This is a genomic window from Leptospira weilii, assembly GCF_006874765.1.
Lineage (GTDB): Bacteria > Spirochaetota > Leptospiria > Leptospirales > Leptospiraceae > Leptospira > Leptospira weilii.
In genome coordinates this window covers 1,374,548-1,389,849 of the sequence record NZ_CP040840.1, presented here as the reverse complement: position 1 = coordinate 1,389,849, position 15,302 = coordinate 1,374,548, and the positions used below count along the sequence as shown (strand labels likewise).

General features: G+C 43.3%; 9 protein-coding genes. All 9 read right to left on the bottom strand.

Translation table 11 applies throughout. From position 1 onward, the window contains the following. Nucleotides 1-18: 18 nt before the first annotated feature. Complete coding sequence (locus tag FHG67_RS22275) at nt 19-6,003, bottom strand: hypothetical protein (RefSeq protein ID WP_244947481.1); 5,985 nt, start codon at nt 6,001-6,003, stop codon at nt 19-21. Nucleotides 6,004-7,489: 1,486 nt separating this feature from the next. After that, nucleotides 7,490-7,702 (bottom strand): DUF2283 domain-containing protein, encoded by a 213-nt coding sequence (locus FHG67_RS06640; RefSeq protein ID WP_016760629.1) that lies wholly within the window; start codon nt 7,700-7,702, stop codon nt 7,490-7,492. Beyond that, nucleotides 7,695-8,003, bottom strand: a complete 309-nt coding sequence (locus FHG67_RS06635) for a DUF4258 domain-containing protein (protein ID WP_004495523.1) — start codon at nt 8,001-8,003, stop codon at nt 7,695-7,697. Before FHG67_RS06635 ends, FHG67_RS06640 begins: the two co-directional genes overlap by 8 nt. A 34-nt stretch (nt 8,004-8,037) precedes the next feature. Continuing rightward, a complete protein-coding gene (locus FHG67_RS06630; protein ID WP_016758894.1) occupies nt 8,038-8,232 on the bottom strand; it encodes a hypothetical protein in 195 nt (64 codons plus the stop codon). A gap of 116 nt (nt 8,233-8,348) precedes the next feature. Beyond that, on the bottom strand, nt 8,349-8,627 hold the full coding sequence (locus FHG67_RS06625; protein ID WP_004495525.1) for a hypothetical protein: 279 nt from the start codon (nt 8,625-8,627) through the stop codon (nt 8,349-8,351). Continuing rightward, nucleotides 8,624-9,808: a ParB N-terminal domain-containing protein gene (locus FHG67_RS06620; RefSeq protein ID WP_142499701.1), complete on the bottom strand. Its 1,185-nt coding sequence runs from the start codon at nt 9,806-9,808 to the stop codon at nt 8,624-8,626. Before FHG67_RS06620 ends, FHG67_RS06625 begins: the two co-directional genes overlap by 4 nt. Further along, nucleotides 9,805-10,578 (bottom strand): ParA family protein, encoded by a 774-nt coding sequence (locus FHG67_RS06615; protein WP_004501299.1) that lies wholly within the window; start codon nt 10,576-10,578, stop codon nt 9,805-9,807. Before FHG67_RS06615 ends, FHG67_RS06620 begins: the two co-directional genes overlap by 4 nt. Before the next feature lie 311 nt (nt 10,579-10,889). Beyond that, nucleotides 10,890-11,978, bottom strand: a complete 1,089-nt coding sequence (locus FHG67_RS06610; protein ID WP_142499700.1) for a tyrosine-type recombinase/integrase — start codon at nt 11,976-11,978, stop codon at nt 10,890-10,892. A gap of 364 nt (nt 11,979-12,342) precedes the next feature. Then, nucleotides 12,343-15,183, bottom strand: coding sequence for a CHC2 zinc finger domain-containing protein (locus FHG67_RS06600; RefSeq protein WP_142499699.1), 2,841 nt, complete (start codon nt 15,181-15,183; stop codon nt 12,343-12,345). Nucleotides 15,184-15,302: the final 119 nt, after the last annotated feature.

The following is a 15,302-nucleotide window of genomic DNA, read 5'->3' as shown; positions in this document are numbered from 1 at the left end:
CACCTCTCTTTTCCATTTTCAAAATCCCATTCCTTTCAGTCCCCAATCTTTCCAATCTGTAGCATTTGAATTCCGAAATTTTAAATGAGAATGATCCGTTGGATCCCATTTGATCTTTCCATCATTCCCAATTCCATGTTGTCCCGTTACCCCTGTCCAACCAACTACGGTTCCCGTATCAAATGTAAGTGGTTTATTCGAATTTGCTTTCAAAGCATCAATTACATAACTTGGAAATTGATTCTGAGCATGACGAAAATCTACTTCACGCGTAACCCCGCCAAGCTTGTACTTAACTGTAAGAGAATTTCCACCCTCGGACATTTTGTCTAATTTCCAAACTTCAAACTTACCATCATCGGATCGCATCACAGTCATCGGACTTCCATACGGCGCATGCAAATCCACCGCACCGGGATCTTTACTCTGATTGTGCGGATCAATTGCCGTCCAAGGCTTCTCCGTTATTTTCGTCGGTTCCATCGGAATTGATTTCGAATCTTTTCCTTGGGCTTCCGTTCTGAAATACATGTTCCCGTCTCCGTCTTTCACAATTCGACCAATCACTCCTTTGGAATCTTCCAGATGGGTTAATTTTTGTAAGTGCTCCTTGGAAACGTCGGTATATTTTCCTGGATCTTTCTGGGTGTTGAGAGGGATTTTGTCCCTCTCTCCTTGTGTATTGTTTGCATATGTTGATTTAGCGTCTCCGACTCTTTTGTCGAATTCGGCTTTTGAAATCTTTCCTTCTTTAAAATCAAGATATGCAGACACTTCATTACCAATTCTCGTTAACTTGGTAAGGGCTGCTTTTTCGGGAAGCCCGGATTCTTTGAGCCCCGCCAACTCCACTCCTTGAAGTTTGTCATATTGGCTTTGCAAATGATCGATTTCTTTATTCAAATTCTTCTGATCAACATCACTCAAGTGCTCAAAAGAGACATCTTCACCCTCCCGTCTGGTCGCAGCATATCCTGCACCGTCTAACACCGATTTTCCGCTTTCTTGATTATTTTTTTCCTGAGCAGCCTTCGATTCCGCATGAGCTTGCGCATCCAGAATCGCTGTCGCCTGTTCCTTACTCAAACCTTTCGATTGAAGTTCTTCCAGCTCCCCTTGTTTCGAAACAAAGTCCGCCTTCCAGCTATCCATCAAATAATTCGTGTTTGCTTGAAAACCACCGGACTGACTCCAGTTCCCCGCGTTCACTCCGCCAGACGCGTTAAGCGCCGCTGATACTCCGTCTCTTTGAGAAAAACTTACAGTACCACCAGCTCCCTTCATTTGGTTTGCGAGTGAGTTCTTCGGTTTGTCTTTGTCACCCGGAGCTTCGTATCCGATGTTTCCTCCGACTCCGCCTTTCTCACTCCAACTTAAGCCCCCATTCAATCCGTTGCTGAAACTTTTACTCAAGCTCGCACCGAATCCGTCTCCCTCACTGTAACTCAAAGCAAATCCGGTTCCGCTACTTTGGGAAGTAAATCCAGCGCTTCCACTCACGCTTCCTGTTTTGGAGTTGTAACTCAGTCCCGCGTTGAAGCCCGCTTTGTTAAATCCTACATCTACCGATGTTCCGCCTCTCTCGGAGATTCCTACGCTCACTGTCGCAGGTCCGTATCCAACTCCAACTGATGCTCCAAATCCGTTCTCAGCCGAGTAGCTAAGTCCTACGTTAACCGCTCCACCCGTAAAACTTTTCACCGCGGCTCCTGCAGCTCCTCCTACAGCGCCCACGAGTGCGCCTTTCAGTCCTCCGCTTGCGGCTCCCGTAGCGGCTCCGATTCCGGCACCCACTGCCATCGCGACCATTAGACTTGCTCCGCCGGTGAAGGGCGCGGCCGCTACCGCTACGACTGTTGTCACCATCTGGAACTCTTGGCTTTGATACCATTGTTCCTTCGGCTTGTTCATCTTCTCCATCTGATTCGAGATCATCCAAGCGGGAATTCCAGTCGCTTTCGAAATTGCGTTTACCGTTTCGTCTTTCACATACGCTTTCACCGCGTCTTTCATGCTCGAACCACCGACTAACGCTCCTACAAGGCTTGCCGGTAAGCCCGTTGCTTCCGCCACTGCTCCCGTTATGCGGCTTTGTGCTTCCGACTTCACTGCTTGCGTAAATCTCTGGCCCATGCTTCCGCTTCCGCCGTTCATTCCATTCAAGATTGTAAATAGAAATCCCTTGCTTTCCTTTTCCGCGTCATTCGCCTTTGCCTGTTTCTCGATTCTGTTTTGGATATCTTCTTTGTAGATTTCATACTTCTGGTTTACGGTTGCTAACTGACTCTCTGCGTTTTGATTTCCCACTAACTTCAAGTTGAAGTTGTAGCCTAAGTTCGAGATATTAAATCCGGATGTGACAATCAAATACTGCATTCCGTAGCTGACTTCTACCGGTATCCCTTTCACACTCACCGAGCCTTTTAACTCTCTGCTTCCGCCAAACACTGTGTCGTCGATATTTGCTCCCTCGTACATCGACTTCCCGATCTTCTTCATCTCTCCGCTTTGGTCTTGGAAACTTTCTTGATTAAAGTTGTATTTGGATCCTTGTTCGTGGTATCCCTTTAATCCTCCCATTTCTCCTTCAAACATGCCTTTCAAGTCGCTTGGCAACGCTTGAAAGGAGGCTAATATGTTCGTCTTACTCTCTTTGTAGAGTTCCTTCTTGTAATCTTGGATCTCTTGATTTTGTGCGTATTCTTCTTTGATCTCGTTTGTCTTGTCGCTAAATTGTGCGAACATTTGTTCCACGTTCTTTTGAAGATTGTCGATATAATTCTTTACGCCGATCGCCATTTCCGCGTTAAATCTTGTGGAATTCGGGTTCATCATATCCACGCTCAAGTTTCCCGGATTAAACTTCGTCTCAATTCGTATATATTGATATTCTAAATCGGGAGAATAACTTGTTTCCTTCATCGCACTTCCGCCGATTTCGATTTCCCCGCTGTAGATCTGTCTGTAGGCGCTGATTCCTTCTCCGTCCGTTCTAAATCCGTAGCCCGCTTCTCGGAGATACTTGTATTGGTCTCCGTTGGTTAGGGCTTCGAGAAGTGTCTTTTGCAAACTCTCGCTTCTTTCTTCGTTGTCTTTTTGGAGTTTCTTCGCGTAGTCGTCTAAATACTTCGACACTGCGCTGTTTGCCGCTACGTTGATCGCTTGGCTGCTTCCTTGGAGTAGGGTTTGCAAATTGGAAAGATCGTTCTGATTCGTTACAAGCGAATTCATATGAGAAAGTAATTCATTCACTTTCTCTTGCTTCTCTGCAAGTTCTTTCTCTTGATTTTGGATGTATTGAGCAACTCCGTTGTTCGATATCTCTTGGGGTAAACTACTTTGGATGCTTGCGATCATTTCTTGCAATCCGTCTAACAGTCCTTCACCGATGTTTTTCTCTGCTAGCTCTTTCGATTGCGCCAAGAGTCTCTCCACCCGTTCTTTGTTCTCTTCTCCTTGTTTGTTTAAGTTTGCAGCAGTCTGGATCATTCCTTGGATTTGATTGTAGCTTTCTCCTTCCGCAATGATTCCCGCGACTTGATTCTTTCCTTCTTGAATTTGTTTGCCTATTTGCGTCGTATTCTGAAAGTTCTTGTTGAGCAGTGTATCTCTGTAACTCAAGAACGAATTTTTCGTAAAGGTAAGCCCTCGGTTATCCACTTCACTTGTAATCTCTTCTCCCAAGTTGTAGTATTTCTTTTTCAAGAAACCGACTGCATTGTTCTTTTCTCTCACAGCGTAACCAGTGTAAAGCGCCGCTTCGTCGAACTTCGCTTCACTCTTGGCCTTCTCCGCTAACTCTTGATATCTTTCGGATTTCTCAAAAAATTCGTTTGCTGTTTTTAAATATGTGATCTCTTCATCGACTACTTCCGCTTGTAACGTTGTTGCGACTGCAATGTCTGCTATCATGTCCCCATACAGGGCTTCTTTGGTTTGGCTTGTGTTGTTGCGACCGTTAAAGTTAAACCCTCCGTTGACTCCATTGATTTCATTTTGCCAAAAGCTTTGGTTTTGTCCGTTCGTTGTTATCTGAGTTTGGATCTGGTTGATTTCCGTATTGTCTACGATATATGCTCCGTTTCCGTAGATCGTTTGGGCAAGTGCATTGATTCTGTTACTTGCGTTTAGTTCCGCACTTTTGTAAGCCTCACTTCTTCCAAAAGAATCTGCGATCGTTTGAGACAACGCGGCTCCTTGCTGATTCCAACTCGTTTGATTTTGTTGATTCACCAATGCTTGTTGCATTACATTTCCTGCAGCTGCATATTGATACGTTTGGTACAATCCTGTCGCTGCGTTGTAAAGCTGGTTTGTGTTTGTCTCCGAGTTTGTAATCTGGTTTTGGATCTGGTTTGCTTGCGGAATTGCGTTTGTTTGATACTCGGCTTCTCCGTTAGGCGCTGTTACCGCTTGTTGTAATGTGTCCTTTGCTGACAAATACCAATTTAGCTCCGCTTGTTGGAAAACATTGATTGTATTCTCCCAGTTCTCTTGTCCGGTTCTGTATTGGCTATTCGCGTTGTCTTGGCTTCCTTCAATTCCTGCCATTTGGTATCCGTAGACTTCGGTTACCCAGGCTCCTCGTGCCGTTTTCATCGCTGCTATTTGGCTATCATAGTTGGCAATTGTACTTTGTTTCGTTTGTTCCAGTTCCGCCAGTTTGATTTCGTATTCATCATTGTATGTTTGCGATCTTTCTTCCCAGTCTTTCAATGGATTCACAAGTGACAAGAAAGTGGATGCGATACTACTAAATTGTCCTGCCAATCCCGACCAGAAGTTTTGATTCGCCTGCATTGCTGTGTCTATGTATTTGTATTTCGTTTGAATTTGAACCTGATTGTTCAGTCCCAGCAAACCATACCAGTTCGAAGAATTTAACTCTGTTCCTCCCAAATATACTTTTGTTCCCAACGCTACGCTTGAATTTGAAACCGCGTTCCCTGCTTGAGTGGATTGTCCAAATGCCGTATTATAACTTCCGAATATTGCATTTCTAATATTGTTATTCTTTGTTATCTGTTGTTGGTTAAACGATTCGTTTACGGATAGAGAGTAGGTGTTATCCGTTTCCCATCTTTTATTGTATCCGCAATTCCATGGCGCATCCCCGCAATACTCTCCGTCGCTCGTATAACCTTCTCCGCCGGTACAACCAAAAGGGGTTGCCCATCCGTTACATTCTATTACATAGTGTCCGTCGCTATTACTCGCACTCGTGTTATTGGAAACCGCAGGATTACTTACCAACACTCCGTTTTGAAATCCTCCGCTCGTCGCTGCCCATCCGTATACATTCCCATTGGACGAATACGTCACTGTTTGAGTTCCCGACGCCAGAGTGTTACACCAATTGGATCCGCTTCCGGAATGGCTGCAACTCAAGCTTGCACTCCCAACTATCTGAGAATACGAAACCGTTTGCGTCGCATACGTCTCTTGCCATTTTGTAATGTTCCAGTAGTCCGCTTTTGCGGTTGCGCTTGCGATCTGACTTTGGAAAAAGCTTCCCAATGTTTGCGCTAACGTTCCCAAAGATGCGTTTGTATTCAATGCGTCTTGCAAGTCGTCTAACAATTCGTCCATATCTCCAAACACAGATGTCAAGCTCGCATCGCCGGATGCGTTTGCTTTCAATTGGTTTTCTTGCGCTCGGATATTCGTAATCGTAGATTGCAGCGCGCTTCTCATTTGATTCTGTGCGTTGGTGATGATTTGTTTGTTGGCCAGCCACTGCGCTTTGGTTTGTTCGATTCCGTTGAGATACGTTAGTTTGTCATTCTCAAGTCCTGTAATCGATTGATTCCATTGTAAGATTCCGTTCTGGATCGCATTTAAGGAATTCTGTTCCCAAGTGTTTTGTTTGGTTAACAGATCCTGCCACTTTGTATCCCAAACTTGAACTCCTTGGTAATAGCTTTGTGCCGCTTGTGCCGGGTTTGTATTTTGGGAAACGGGGGTTGTTGTTACGTTTTGCACAGTCGGGTTGATCGTTTGCACCGAATTCGTGTTCGTCGATGTTACGTTGCTTCCTGTGTTTTGGGAAAGTGTCGCTAAAAATACTTGCAGTTCCGCTTGGATATATTGCGCCGCGTCATCTCAATTGCCCTAACCCTGAAACTGCTGGAGTTGCAAAATTCCAAGAGCGTTCCCCGTTTTAAAGCGTTTTAGTCCTTAGCAAACTCTCGCACCGAAAAAAAATCCCCTTAGACTGTTTTTGAAAATACACAAGAAAATTTCCCTAAGAACACTTTGGAAATATTCAAATTCCTTCATGTGATTTCCGAAAAAAACGGAAATAAACGAAACATTTTTTAGGTTTTCATTCTAAATTCCGGAAATGTTGGAGTTTTAATTTCTCAGTTCAACGTTTCAATTTGCCAAACTCCGAAATTGCGGAAAACTTCGGATTTCTTCACGTTTTTCAAGAATACAGGCAAGAGTCTTGCTCGTTTCCCGGTCCCAATTCGTATCTTGCAAGGATTCACCGAATTCCTACGCGTATTCTTGCTTTCTGCCGGATTAAAAAGCCTCATAGGGCTCGAACAAGACCCGAACAGAACTCGAATAGAACCCGTTTGAAATGTGATAGGGCTCGAACAGAGCTTGAATAAAGCCCGAACAAGACTCGTTTGGAAAGGTATAGGACTCGAACAGAGCCCGTTTGAAATGCGATAATACAAAAATCAAGCGGCCGCTTTCGTCTTTAGCCGTGAAACTTGGTTCCTTTCCGGTGAAATTTTGATAGATGTTAGTAAATGCTAGTGTTTTCCCGAATCCGCGATTTCATTTTTAAGCCTTCCACATTTTTTCAGACTAAGATAAGCTCAAGAATTCCTTAAACGAACTAGGTTTCATCGAGAGTTTTCTCGAAAACGAGAGAAAAGTAAGGTTTTCCTTCTAGAAATATCCAATATCGTGAAGTCTTGATTTTAAAATGAATGTGATTTGCACCGGGGTAGTTACTATCCCCCTCCGCCCCAGCGTTTCCGCTGGAGTCGTCTTTAGAAAAGATTCCAAAGATCGGGGTTTTAAGTTTAGAGGCTCCGCGTTCTTGAGCGCAATGTATTAGGGCGGGTTGGTTCGAGGCTTTCTTTCTTGGTTTCAAGAAAGCGATTGTGGAGGTTAGTCTCTTTCTCGCTACAATCTTCGGCAACTCGTTTTTTCGGAAGGAGGCATTTTAGGACTCACACAAGTTCCATTTTCCGTATTTTTTTCTTCTTCTTTGGCAAAAGTTCTAAATCACTCTCTTTTCCCGGTTTTTTAAAATAGAAACAAGATCCTTCTCGTTAAACCGAAATCCTTCAAACCGTTATTGCGGAATTTTTGTTCCGTGAAATCAATTCTAAGATAGTGCATTTTTGTGCCGATATCTCTTGAATACGGGCTTTCGTTTCCTCTTCCCCTTGAACCCGAAATCTCTTTGCGATTTGGATATGCCAAACAATCACGGCTAAAGAGGGAAGTTTTCCTCTACAACGCCGAATTAGGCCGCACCGCTACGAAGGAAAACGGATACTGGTTCCTTCTGGAAGGAACTTACCTGGAGAATCGAAAAACCGATTACATTACCCAAAGTATCCACTTTTTCCATTACAGCATCGTTTTCCGTTTCTTTAAAAATACCTTCTTTCTTTTCAAAGAGAACTTCTAAGTAGTCAGACTCTTTGTCGAAATATATCTTGATCTCTCTATCCATATAATACCTTTCCTTCCTTTACCTTGTCCGTAAAATACGCTGTGACAAGAAATAAATCGTCCACTCCATTCTTGATGACTACACACAGATATTTGTCACCCACTAAAGTGCCCGTAAAATACTTGTAAAATAATTCCACCCTCTCATCCGTTCTGGACTGTCTCACTTGCTCCGGAGACAATAAACACTCTACAATCCTCTCTTCTTGTCCTAACATCTCCGGATGATCCCCCTCAATGTGTTTCCTTCTTTCTTCGGTAAATCGGATCTTTCTTTTAAATACATCTTCCAGTTGATTCATTATCTACGTTACATTTTACTTGGTGAATCGCTTCTTAATCCGACAGCTCGCTAACTTCTTTCTTAACTGTACTGTCGCCAATTTCTCTGTCTTTCCAGATTCCCGCTAAATTCAATTTCTCTAACGCTTCTCCAGTTGCAACCGGTAACTCTAATGTTAAAGTCTTTACCATTTCTTTGCCTTCTTTGATTTCGACCTTGATTCTGTGTATTGTCCAACTCTTTTTCAACTTTCTAATTTCAGTTAATTTCTGATAAATTAAGAGTGAGGAAAATGTAGGAAATTTGAGGGATAAAATCGGCTGTTTTTTTCCTCACTTTTTCAGCCCAATTTCTTCCAATTTTCTTAACGGATCGACCTTTCTCCGATCACTCTCAGTTTTCTCTCAATCTCGATTTCCTTCTCCGCTGTCTTTGTTAATTGAAGAATCAACTCTTGAATCTTCTTGCGATATACTTTCCATTTCTGTAATAGACTTTTTACTTCCTCTCTCTTCTTTGCCGAACTCATTTTGTCATATCTCTTCCCATACGATTCCATTCTGTTTTGGAGGGAAGCTTCTTTCTCCACCGCTTTCGGATCAATTCCATTTAAGGCTCGTTTTGTCTCGTTTTTGCTTTTCATTTAGACACCTCCCAAACTCGCTTCTTTTCTCCGACTGCTGTGAGCTTTTCTACAATCTCCGAATAGCCCCGATGGTAAGCCGCTATTTCTACGTCCAACTTCTCTTTCTTCTTTCGAAGCTGTATGAGCCTTCCTACCAAGCGGCTCACTTCCGTTTTCTTGCCCGATACGCTCAGCTTCCCATACTTCTTTTGAAACTCCTTCACCTTCGCTTGCTCGATTTGTCTTTGGCTCTTTTTGCCTTCCTCTTTCTTGGCAGTTTGCTTTGGATCTTTGATCTTTAGTTCCTTCTTTAATTCGGCTATGTATCTCTGTGCTGTTCCTCTTGGTATATTCTCATTTTTAGAAATCTTAACTGCTAAGTTTTCTGATCGTTCCTTTTTAGAAAAAATCAAAGATTCACCCTGAATTTTTGATCCTTCTTTCAAACCCTCATTCTCTTGTCTTGTTTCTTTCGCTTGCTTCTCTAAGGTGCCAACTTCACCGAAGAATAGCCCAAGCTCACTTCCGGACATTCCATCCGTTTGTTTTTCAAGAGAAGAAGACAATTCTTGTTTGAATCTTTCTTCGTTTGTTTCTTCTTCACTGAGTATTTTAGACGACTCGTTCTTTCTGTTTCCGCCTCGATTGTCTTGGACAAGTTCATCCTTGTATTTGCGAAGGATTCTTCTCTTTAACCGCTCCTTTCTTTGTTCCGCTGTTAAATGTCTTCGAAATAAATTGTCTCCTTCGAGTATATCGTATTCCTCCTCAAGGGTGAGTTCGTTCATATAATATCGAACGGGTATGTTCTCGACTCGACGCCGCACGTTCTCGTCTTCGTGCTCCTTTAACTCTAAAGCTATCCGGTATCGGTTCTCTCCCGTGACAAGTGTCCCGTCCTTTTTGGCTGTGAGTGCGTCTAAGATTCCGTTCAGTGCAATGTTCTCTTTGAGATTTGCATATTCTTCTTCACTTAAGTGGTCAAAGTCGTTTCTCGGATTTGGCTTCAAACTCTCAGGCTTCACCATCTTCACGATCGGATTGAGAGTAATCCCCTTCGGTATATACTGTTTCCCAAATGTGGATCCGGGTCGGGGAGTGGACTCTTGTGTTTCCATCCACTCTTTGGCTTTCTCTTCTAAGGAAACTTTGGAAGTAGTTTCTTTCTTTGTTTCTTTTGTGTTCCTTTCTACTTTCATTTCCTTCCCCCTTTTAAGCTTCTTAATACTTCGTTTGTCAGTTCTTCAAATAACTCGTATCCCTTTGTATTCTCTTTCAACGCTTTCCCCGTCTCTGTGGCCGTCTCAATCGCTGACAACTTCCATATCACTGTATTGGATACTTCGTATTTCTTTCTCAAGCTCAAGATCCTCTCCGTTTCCTTCTTTCCCTTACTCGCAATCGAGGGGACAAGTAAGGTCTTTACTCCCTTGCTTTTTCCTTCCGCTTCCCGATACTCTTCGTATATACTTTCTATTTCCCCCAAAAGTGTCTTGGTTCCTTGAAAGTTCCACCTTGAAGGCCTCACCGGATACAATACCATATCCGCTACAAAAAGCGCAAATCTCAGTTCCAAACTCAAATACACCGGCGTATCAATGATTACAAAATCATATTCAAGTTTCTTTAACTTCTTCGCAAATGATCCCAACACTCTCGGGTCACTTCCTAAGTCCTCCGTGATCTTCCCTAAAGATATTGTCGCCGGTAGTACTTCAATCCCCGGAAATCGGGTCTCATACACACAAGCCTCGATTTCTTTTTGTTCGAGTAGCGCGTGATATATGTTCCTTTCGTCCAATTCCTCCTCTCTCACTCCACGAAGAAAAAAGTCAGTTAGGTTGTTGTTCAAATCCAAGTCCATACAAAGGACTCTCTTTCTCTTCTCCCGTAACTGGATGGAAAGATTAATCGCGGTCGTTGTCTTTGCAACCCCGCCTTTCAAATTCGCAAGCGTGATAATATTCATTCTAATACACTCCCGTTCTAGAACTCAGATGTTAGATTTCAGAGTTCAGTTATTTTTCCCTAATAGTGCAATTTCGCTTTAACAAAGGTTGATTTCCCTCCTTCTGTAAATTTCCTGATCCCTAATTTCTGACTTCTGATCCCTAATAAGCCTTCGGCCTCCTAAGTGGTTTAGGCTTTTTGAAAATCTTGTTTTAGTTGGAACTTTAGAAACCGCTAAAGAGGGAAGTCCTCTCTAACCGGTCCTTTTCGTTTGCTTGTTTAGAGATATGGAATGTTACAAGAACCTAATTACTGATCCCTAACACCTAATCACTGATTCCTAGACACTAACTCGTATTCGGTTCTTCTTGAGTTTTGAGTCTTGTCCTTTGCTTCAAGTTCTTCTTTTTGAGGAGAAGCCCCTCCCACAAGTGAACTTGAATCCGGAGTATGCAGTGACGGATGCGTCTTGTCATATACCTCTTTCAGCTTGCGGATCGCTACGTGCGTGTAGATTTGAGTCGTGCTTAAATACGCGTGTCCAAGCATTTCTTGTACGTGCCGTATGTCCGCTCCGTTGTCAAGCATCCCCGTTGCCGTCGTATGTCGGAAGATATGAACCGCTTGTCGTTTTTTAACTCCAGCTGTGTCTCTGAATTTTGTAAAATTCAAGGTGATGCTCACAGGATTCATCTTCTTACCTCTTTGATTAAGGAATAAATAGGGCTCTTTTGCATTTTTAAGAAATACGACTCGCGACCTTTCCAAATATTTCCTTACCCATTCAAGGGCCCTTTCACTGATTGGAATCAGTCTCATTTTCTTGCCCTTACCTTCTCTCACAAGGAGCGTTTTTTCCTCAAAGTCAAGGTCGCTTAAAAACAGATTCCCGAGTTCCATTCTACGGATTCCGGTCGAATAGATTACCTCAAGCATTGCCCTGTCTCGAAGCCCAAAAACATTCGTCACGTCCGGCACCGACAATATCTTTTCCGCTTCCTCTACACTAAGCACGTTGTGAGGGATATTTTTTTTGACATACTTCGGAAGCTCTAAATCCAAACTCGGATTTAAAAGCAACACACGCTTTTTTACAAGCCAACCAAAATAGTCTTTCACCGAGGAAAGTTTCTTGTGTTTCCTCGCGCTCGATAGCTCTTTCCCGTTATACTTGTTTTTTAACCCAGATACATGCGCTCGGTATCTTTCTAAGACCGAAAGTGTTACCTCCTTCGGATAACGGACTTCACGCAAAGCACACCAATCAAAAAAATTCATCAAACATATATGCGCATTCTTTAATGTATTTTGGCTGTGAGACTTCGCAGTTCGATTCCATTCTAAATAGTTGTAACAGTAATTCTCGAAACTTCCAACGGGAGAATTCCGCAAAGTATCTAACTTTTCTTGCCACTTCATTTGGATTCAAAACCAACCAGCAACAACAAGGACAAGCTTCGGGGAAACTTTTTTCTCCCTAGAATACATTGTTTAAGCGTAAAACTCGTATTTTGCTTTGAAACACACTCTAAACCCCTACAGAATAAGAGAATGAGGGGGCGGCTACCCCTAGGCGAAGGCCAGGCTACCCCCAGGCGAAGGGGGAGCGAAGTGCCCTTTTTGCTAGGCGAAGTTTGCAGCAAACCTGTGGCAAAACGCAGGCTTTCCCGAGCCTTGTTGATCTGGATACAAACTGAATGTATCCACATGAGAAATTTCCCTAAATGTCCAGAACAAAAATATACATAAGGCCATACAAGAAACTCAAAATATTCAGATTCTTTCATACATTCTCACTCACTTCCTCTTTTCTTTCAAACCCAAATATTTCTTTCCAAGAAAAAACCGAATTCCCTTCTTCCAAGAAAGATAACCCTAATGTAAACTCTTCTCCTTCCTTTCCTTCTCCGTCATACAATAGCTCGTATTCCACTAACTGTCCTTGACCGCGACTTCGTACCACCAAATACTCCAACTCCTCCAGTCGTCTCAAATGAACTCTAAGTCTTGTATCACTCATTCCAAGTCTTTCTCTCGCTTGACGTCTCGTGAATCTCACTGCACTCTTTGAAAGCTTTTGTTCTTCGATTTCCTTTTCTACCATCTCATGAAGAGAAAACAATACTTCCTTTGTCTGGGGGGTTAACTCTTCAAGCGTCCTTCCTAATATCTTAGAAGCAAGTAAACTACCAAGCTCCATGTCTGAAGTAGTCACCTCTATGTATTCGAAGCTCTCTCCGTTTTCATCCTTACCGATCTTCTTTTCTCTTTGGTATTGGTGTAAAAGTGCGATCGATTTGATGAGGGTAAGATATTTCTTTTGATCCCGGCGCATTCTCAGTTTTGTATCCGGAAACTTCATTTCCTTCGCATACGGATTCACGACAACTAAAGGCCGAAGGATCCTTTGTAGATTCTTGTGAAGCGTTACGATCTTGTCTTTGTCTCGCTTTTTTACGATTCCTTCTAACGTCTCCAGTTCTCTTTGAATCTCAAGGATCGTTCTTGTCTGTTCCCTTCCTTCGTTTACGGTGAGAATCAAACACCGGTTTTCAAGTTCCTCATCAATCTCTAAGTTTGTGGTCGTAAGGAAGATTACCACCGGGCCTTCCACGCTGTATTCTTCCGTTACCGTCCTTCCTGTCGCCGGGTCTTTCATTGCGCTTGCAATACTGATTTTCTTTTCACTCTGTAAGATCTTGAGCGCATACTTGGCCCGTTCCGCTCCTTCTTCCTCCGATATGGCTAATACCTTGTTCTTTAAATTCTTCGAGGACATATAGAAAAGGCTTTGGCCCGTCATTGCCGAATACTTCTCTTTCTCTTCTTCCGGTACAAAATCAAGGATAGAGTCCATTAGGGTCGACTTACCCGCACTCGATGAGCTTTGTATAATCACGGCCAATGGATTCTCTGTCCTTCTTGTAATGCTCGCAAGATATCCAACTAAAGAATTGATTCTCTCTCCCACAAGTCCGCATCTTTCAAAGTCCATGAGTATATTCGAAAGTAGTTCCGGGTCTTCCAAATACCGGATCGCTTGGGCCCTTTCTTCCGGAGTTAACTCCACTTCAGTCTTTACGTTTCTCTCCTTCTCTCTTTCGTTCAATGCCTCTTCCAAGATATTGAGAAGTCTTCCCAGTTCCTTCTTGATTATTTCTTCTTTTTCTCGTAACTCATGGGAGGCCGTTGATATATACGACATCCTTCCTTTGTAACTGAGTAAGTCCACTGTGTCTACGTGATACCGTTCTCCCTGGCTTACCTTTAGCGTCACTTTCAACGTCTCAAGGCTTGGGTAATTTCGAAAGAGGCCCTTTGCTAAATACGTTCTTTCGGGGAAGTTTACTTCCACTTCTTCTTTCGTGATTCTTACTTCCGGTTGGGTTTGGGGTCTAGGTTCGACTAAGGTAGAAAGTCCCTCCGAAGTCAAAAGTGGTTCTTGCGGTCGTACATTGGTCTCAAGCGCGGACATCTCTTTGTATTGCGGTGTGAGTTCTTCTTCGGTAAGCCTTACGCTCTCTTCTAAAAGGCCAAACAGTGTGTCTTGTACTTCTTCGCTTCTCACTGCTACCTCATTTACATCCATTCCCAGTGGTAAAAGCACTCGGTAGATCTCAATCCCTTTGTCTTTTAGTTTCTGATATACCGAAACCGCTCCCTTGTCTCCCGCCATATCTGCGTCATACGCGATATATATCTTCTTGATTTGTTTTTCGAGTATCCTTTCTTGAATCACTTCCGTGAAGCCTTCCACTCCGTAACTGCAAGTCACGTTCCTGATTCCATTCTCCCAAAACGTCAACGCATCCAGTAGCGATTCGCAAAGTACTAACTCTTTCTTTTCAAACGCGTCTTCTTCGTTCCAGATTCCTAAGTGTTTACCTTGTAAGTAACGGTGATTGGGTATTCTTGGGTCTTTACTCCCGAATACTTTTCTTCCATACATCCCGCACAGCTCTTTGTCCCTAAAAATCGGGATTACTATTTTCTTTTGGAAATACTCTTGTCCGTTCTCTCCAAATATCCCGAATTCCTTCAAAATATCTCTCGCTCTTTGTCCCACAATACTTTGTCTCGATGGCAATATCTTTCCTAAACTTCCGTCGCTGTAGCCGATTCTAAACTTGGATATCGATTCCTCGCTTCCAATCTTTCTCGTTTGTAAATACGAAAGTGCACTTCTCGTTTGTCTCAAGTTAGTTTCGTAGTATTCTAATACCTGAAAGACCACAGCTCTTTCTTCTGAACTCAGTTTCTCTGTTGTCGGGATCCTTCTCCCCCCTAGGGCACTCTCCAAGCTTACAGGCGTGACGACTGCCTTTCCTCTCTCGGTGGACGGTCTGAATTTTAGTAACACATCTACCGCTTCGTTAAATCCCAAGCCTTCCCGTTTCATTACGAAGTCGATCGCGCTTCCCCCTGTCTTACAAGCTCCCATACAGTGCCACAGATTCTTTACAGGCGTTACGACAAAGGAGGGCGTGCGGTCGTCATGGAACGGGCATTTTGCCACCCAGTTCGTCCCGTGGTTCTTGAGTTCGATCCCGTAGCTGCGGACTAACGCAAGCAGGTCCGTTTGGGTTTTTAACCGCGTAATCTCTTCTTTCGGGATGTAGGGCATGGGGAAGGCTCCTGGTGAGGGGAAAAATTTTTGTAATGCGGTACTCCTACATATATGCAGGATTTTCCGTCATCTTCGTAGGACAAGGTAAATCATTCATGTAACAAGATGCAACCGGA

What these genes read in the sequence shown, in the direction of transcription:
- FHG67_RS06640 (WP_016760629.1), bottom strand. Translation starts at nt 7,702, where the DNA reads ATGGATAGAGAGATCAAGATATATTTCGACAAAGAGTCTGACTACTTA.
- FHG67_RS06635 (WP_004495523.1), bottom strand. Translation starts at nt 8,003, where the DNA reads ATGAATCAACTGGAAGATGTATTTAAAAGAAAGATCCGATTTACCGAA.
- FHG67_RS06625 (WP_004495525.1), bottom strand. Translation starts at nt 8,627, where the DNA reads ATGAAAAGCAAAAACGAGACAAAACGAGCCTTAAATGGAATTGATCCG.
- FHG67_RS06620 (WP_142499701.1), bottom strand. Translation starts at nt 9,808, where the DNA reads ATGAAAGTAGAAAGGAACACAAAAGAAACAAAGAAAGAAACTACTTCC.
- FHG67_RS06615 (WP_004501299.1), bottom strand. Translation starts at nt 10,578, where the DNA reads ATGAATATTATCACGCTTGCGAATTTGAAAGGCGGGGTTGCAAAGACA.
- FHG67_RS06610 (WP_142499700.1), bottom strand. Translation starts at nt 11,978, where the DNA reads ATGAAGTGGCAAGAAAAGTTAGATACTTTGCGGAATTCTCCCGTTGGA.
- FHG67_RS06600 (WP_142499699.1), bottom strand. Translation starts at nt 15,183, where the DNA reads ATGCCCTACATCCCGAAAGAAGAGATTACGCGGTTAAAAACCCAAACG.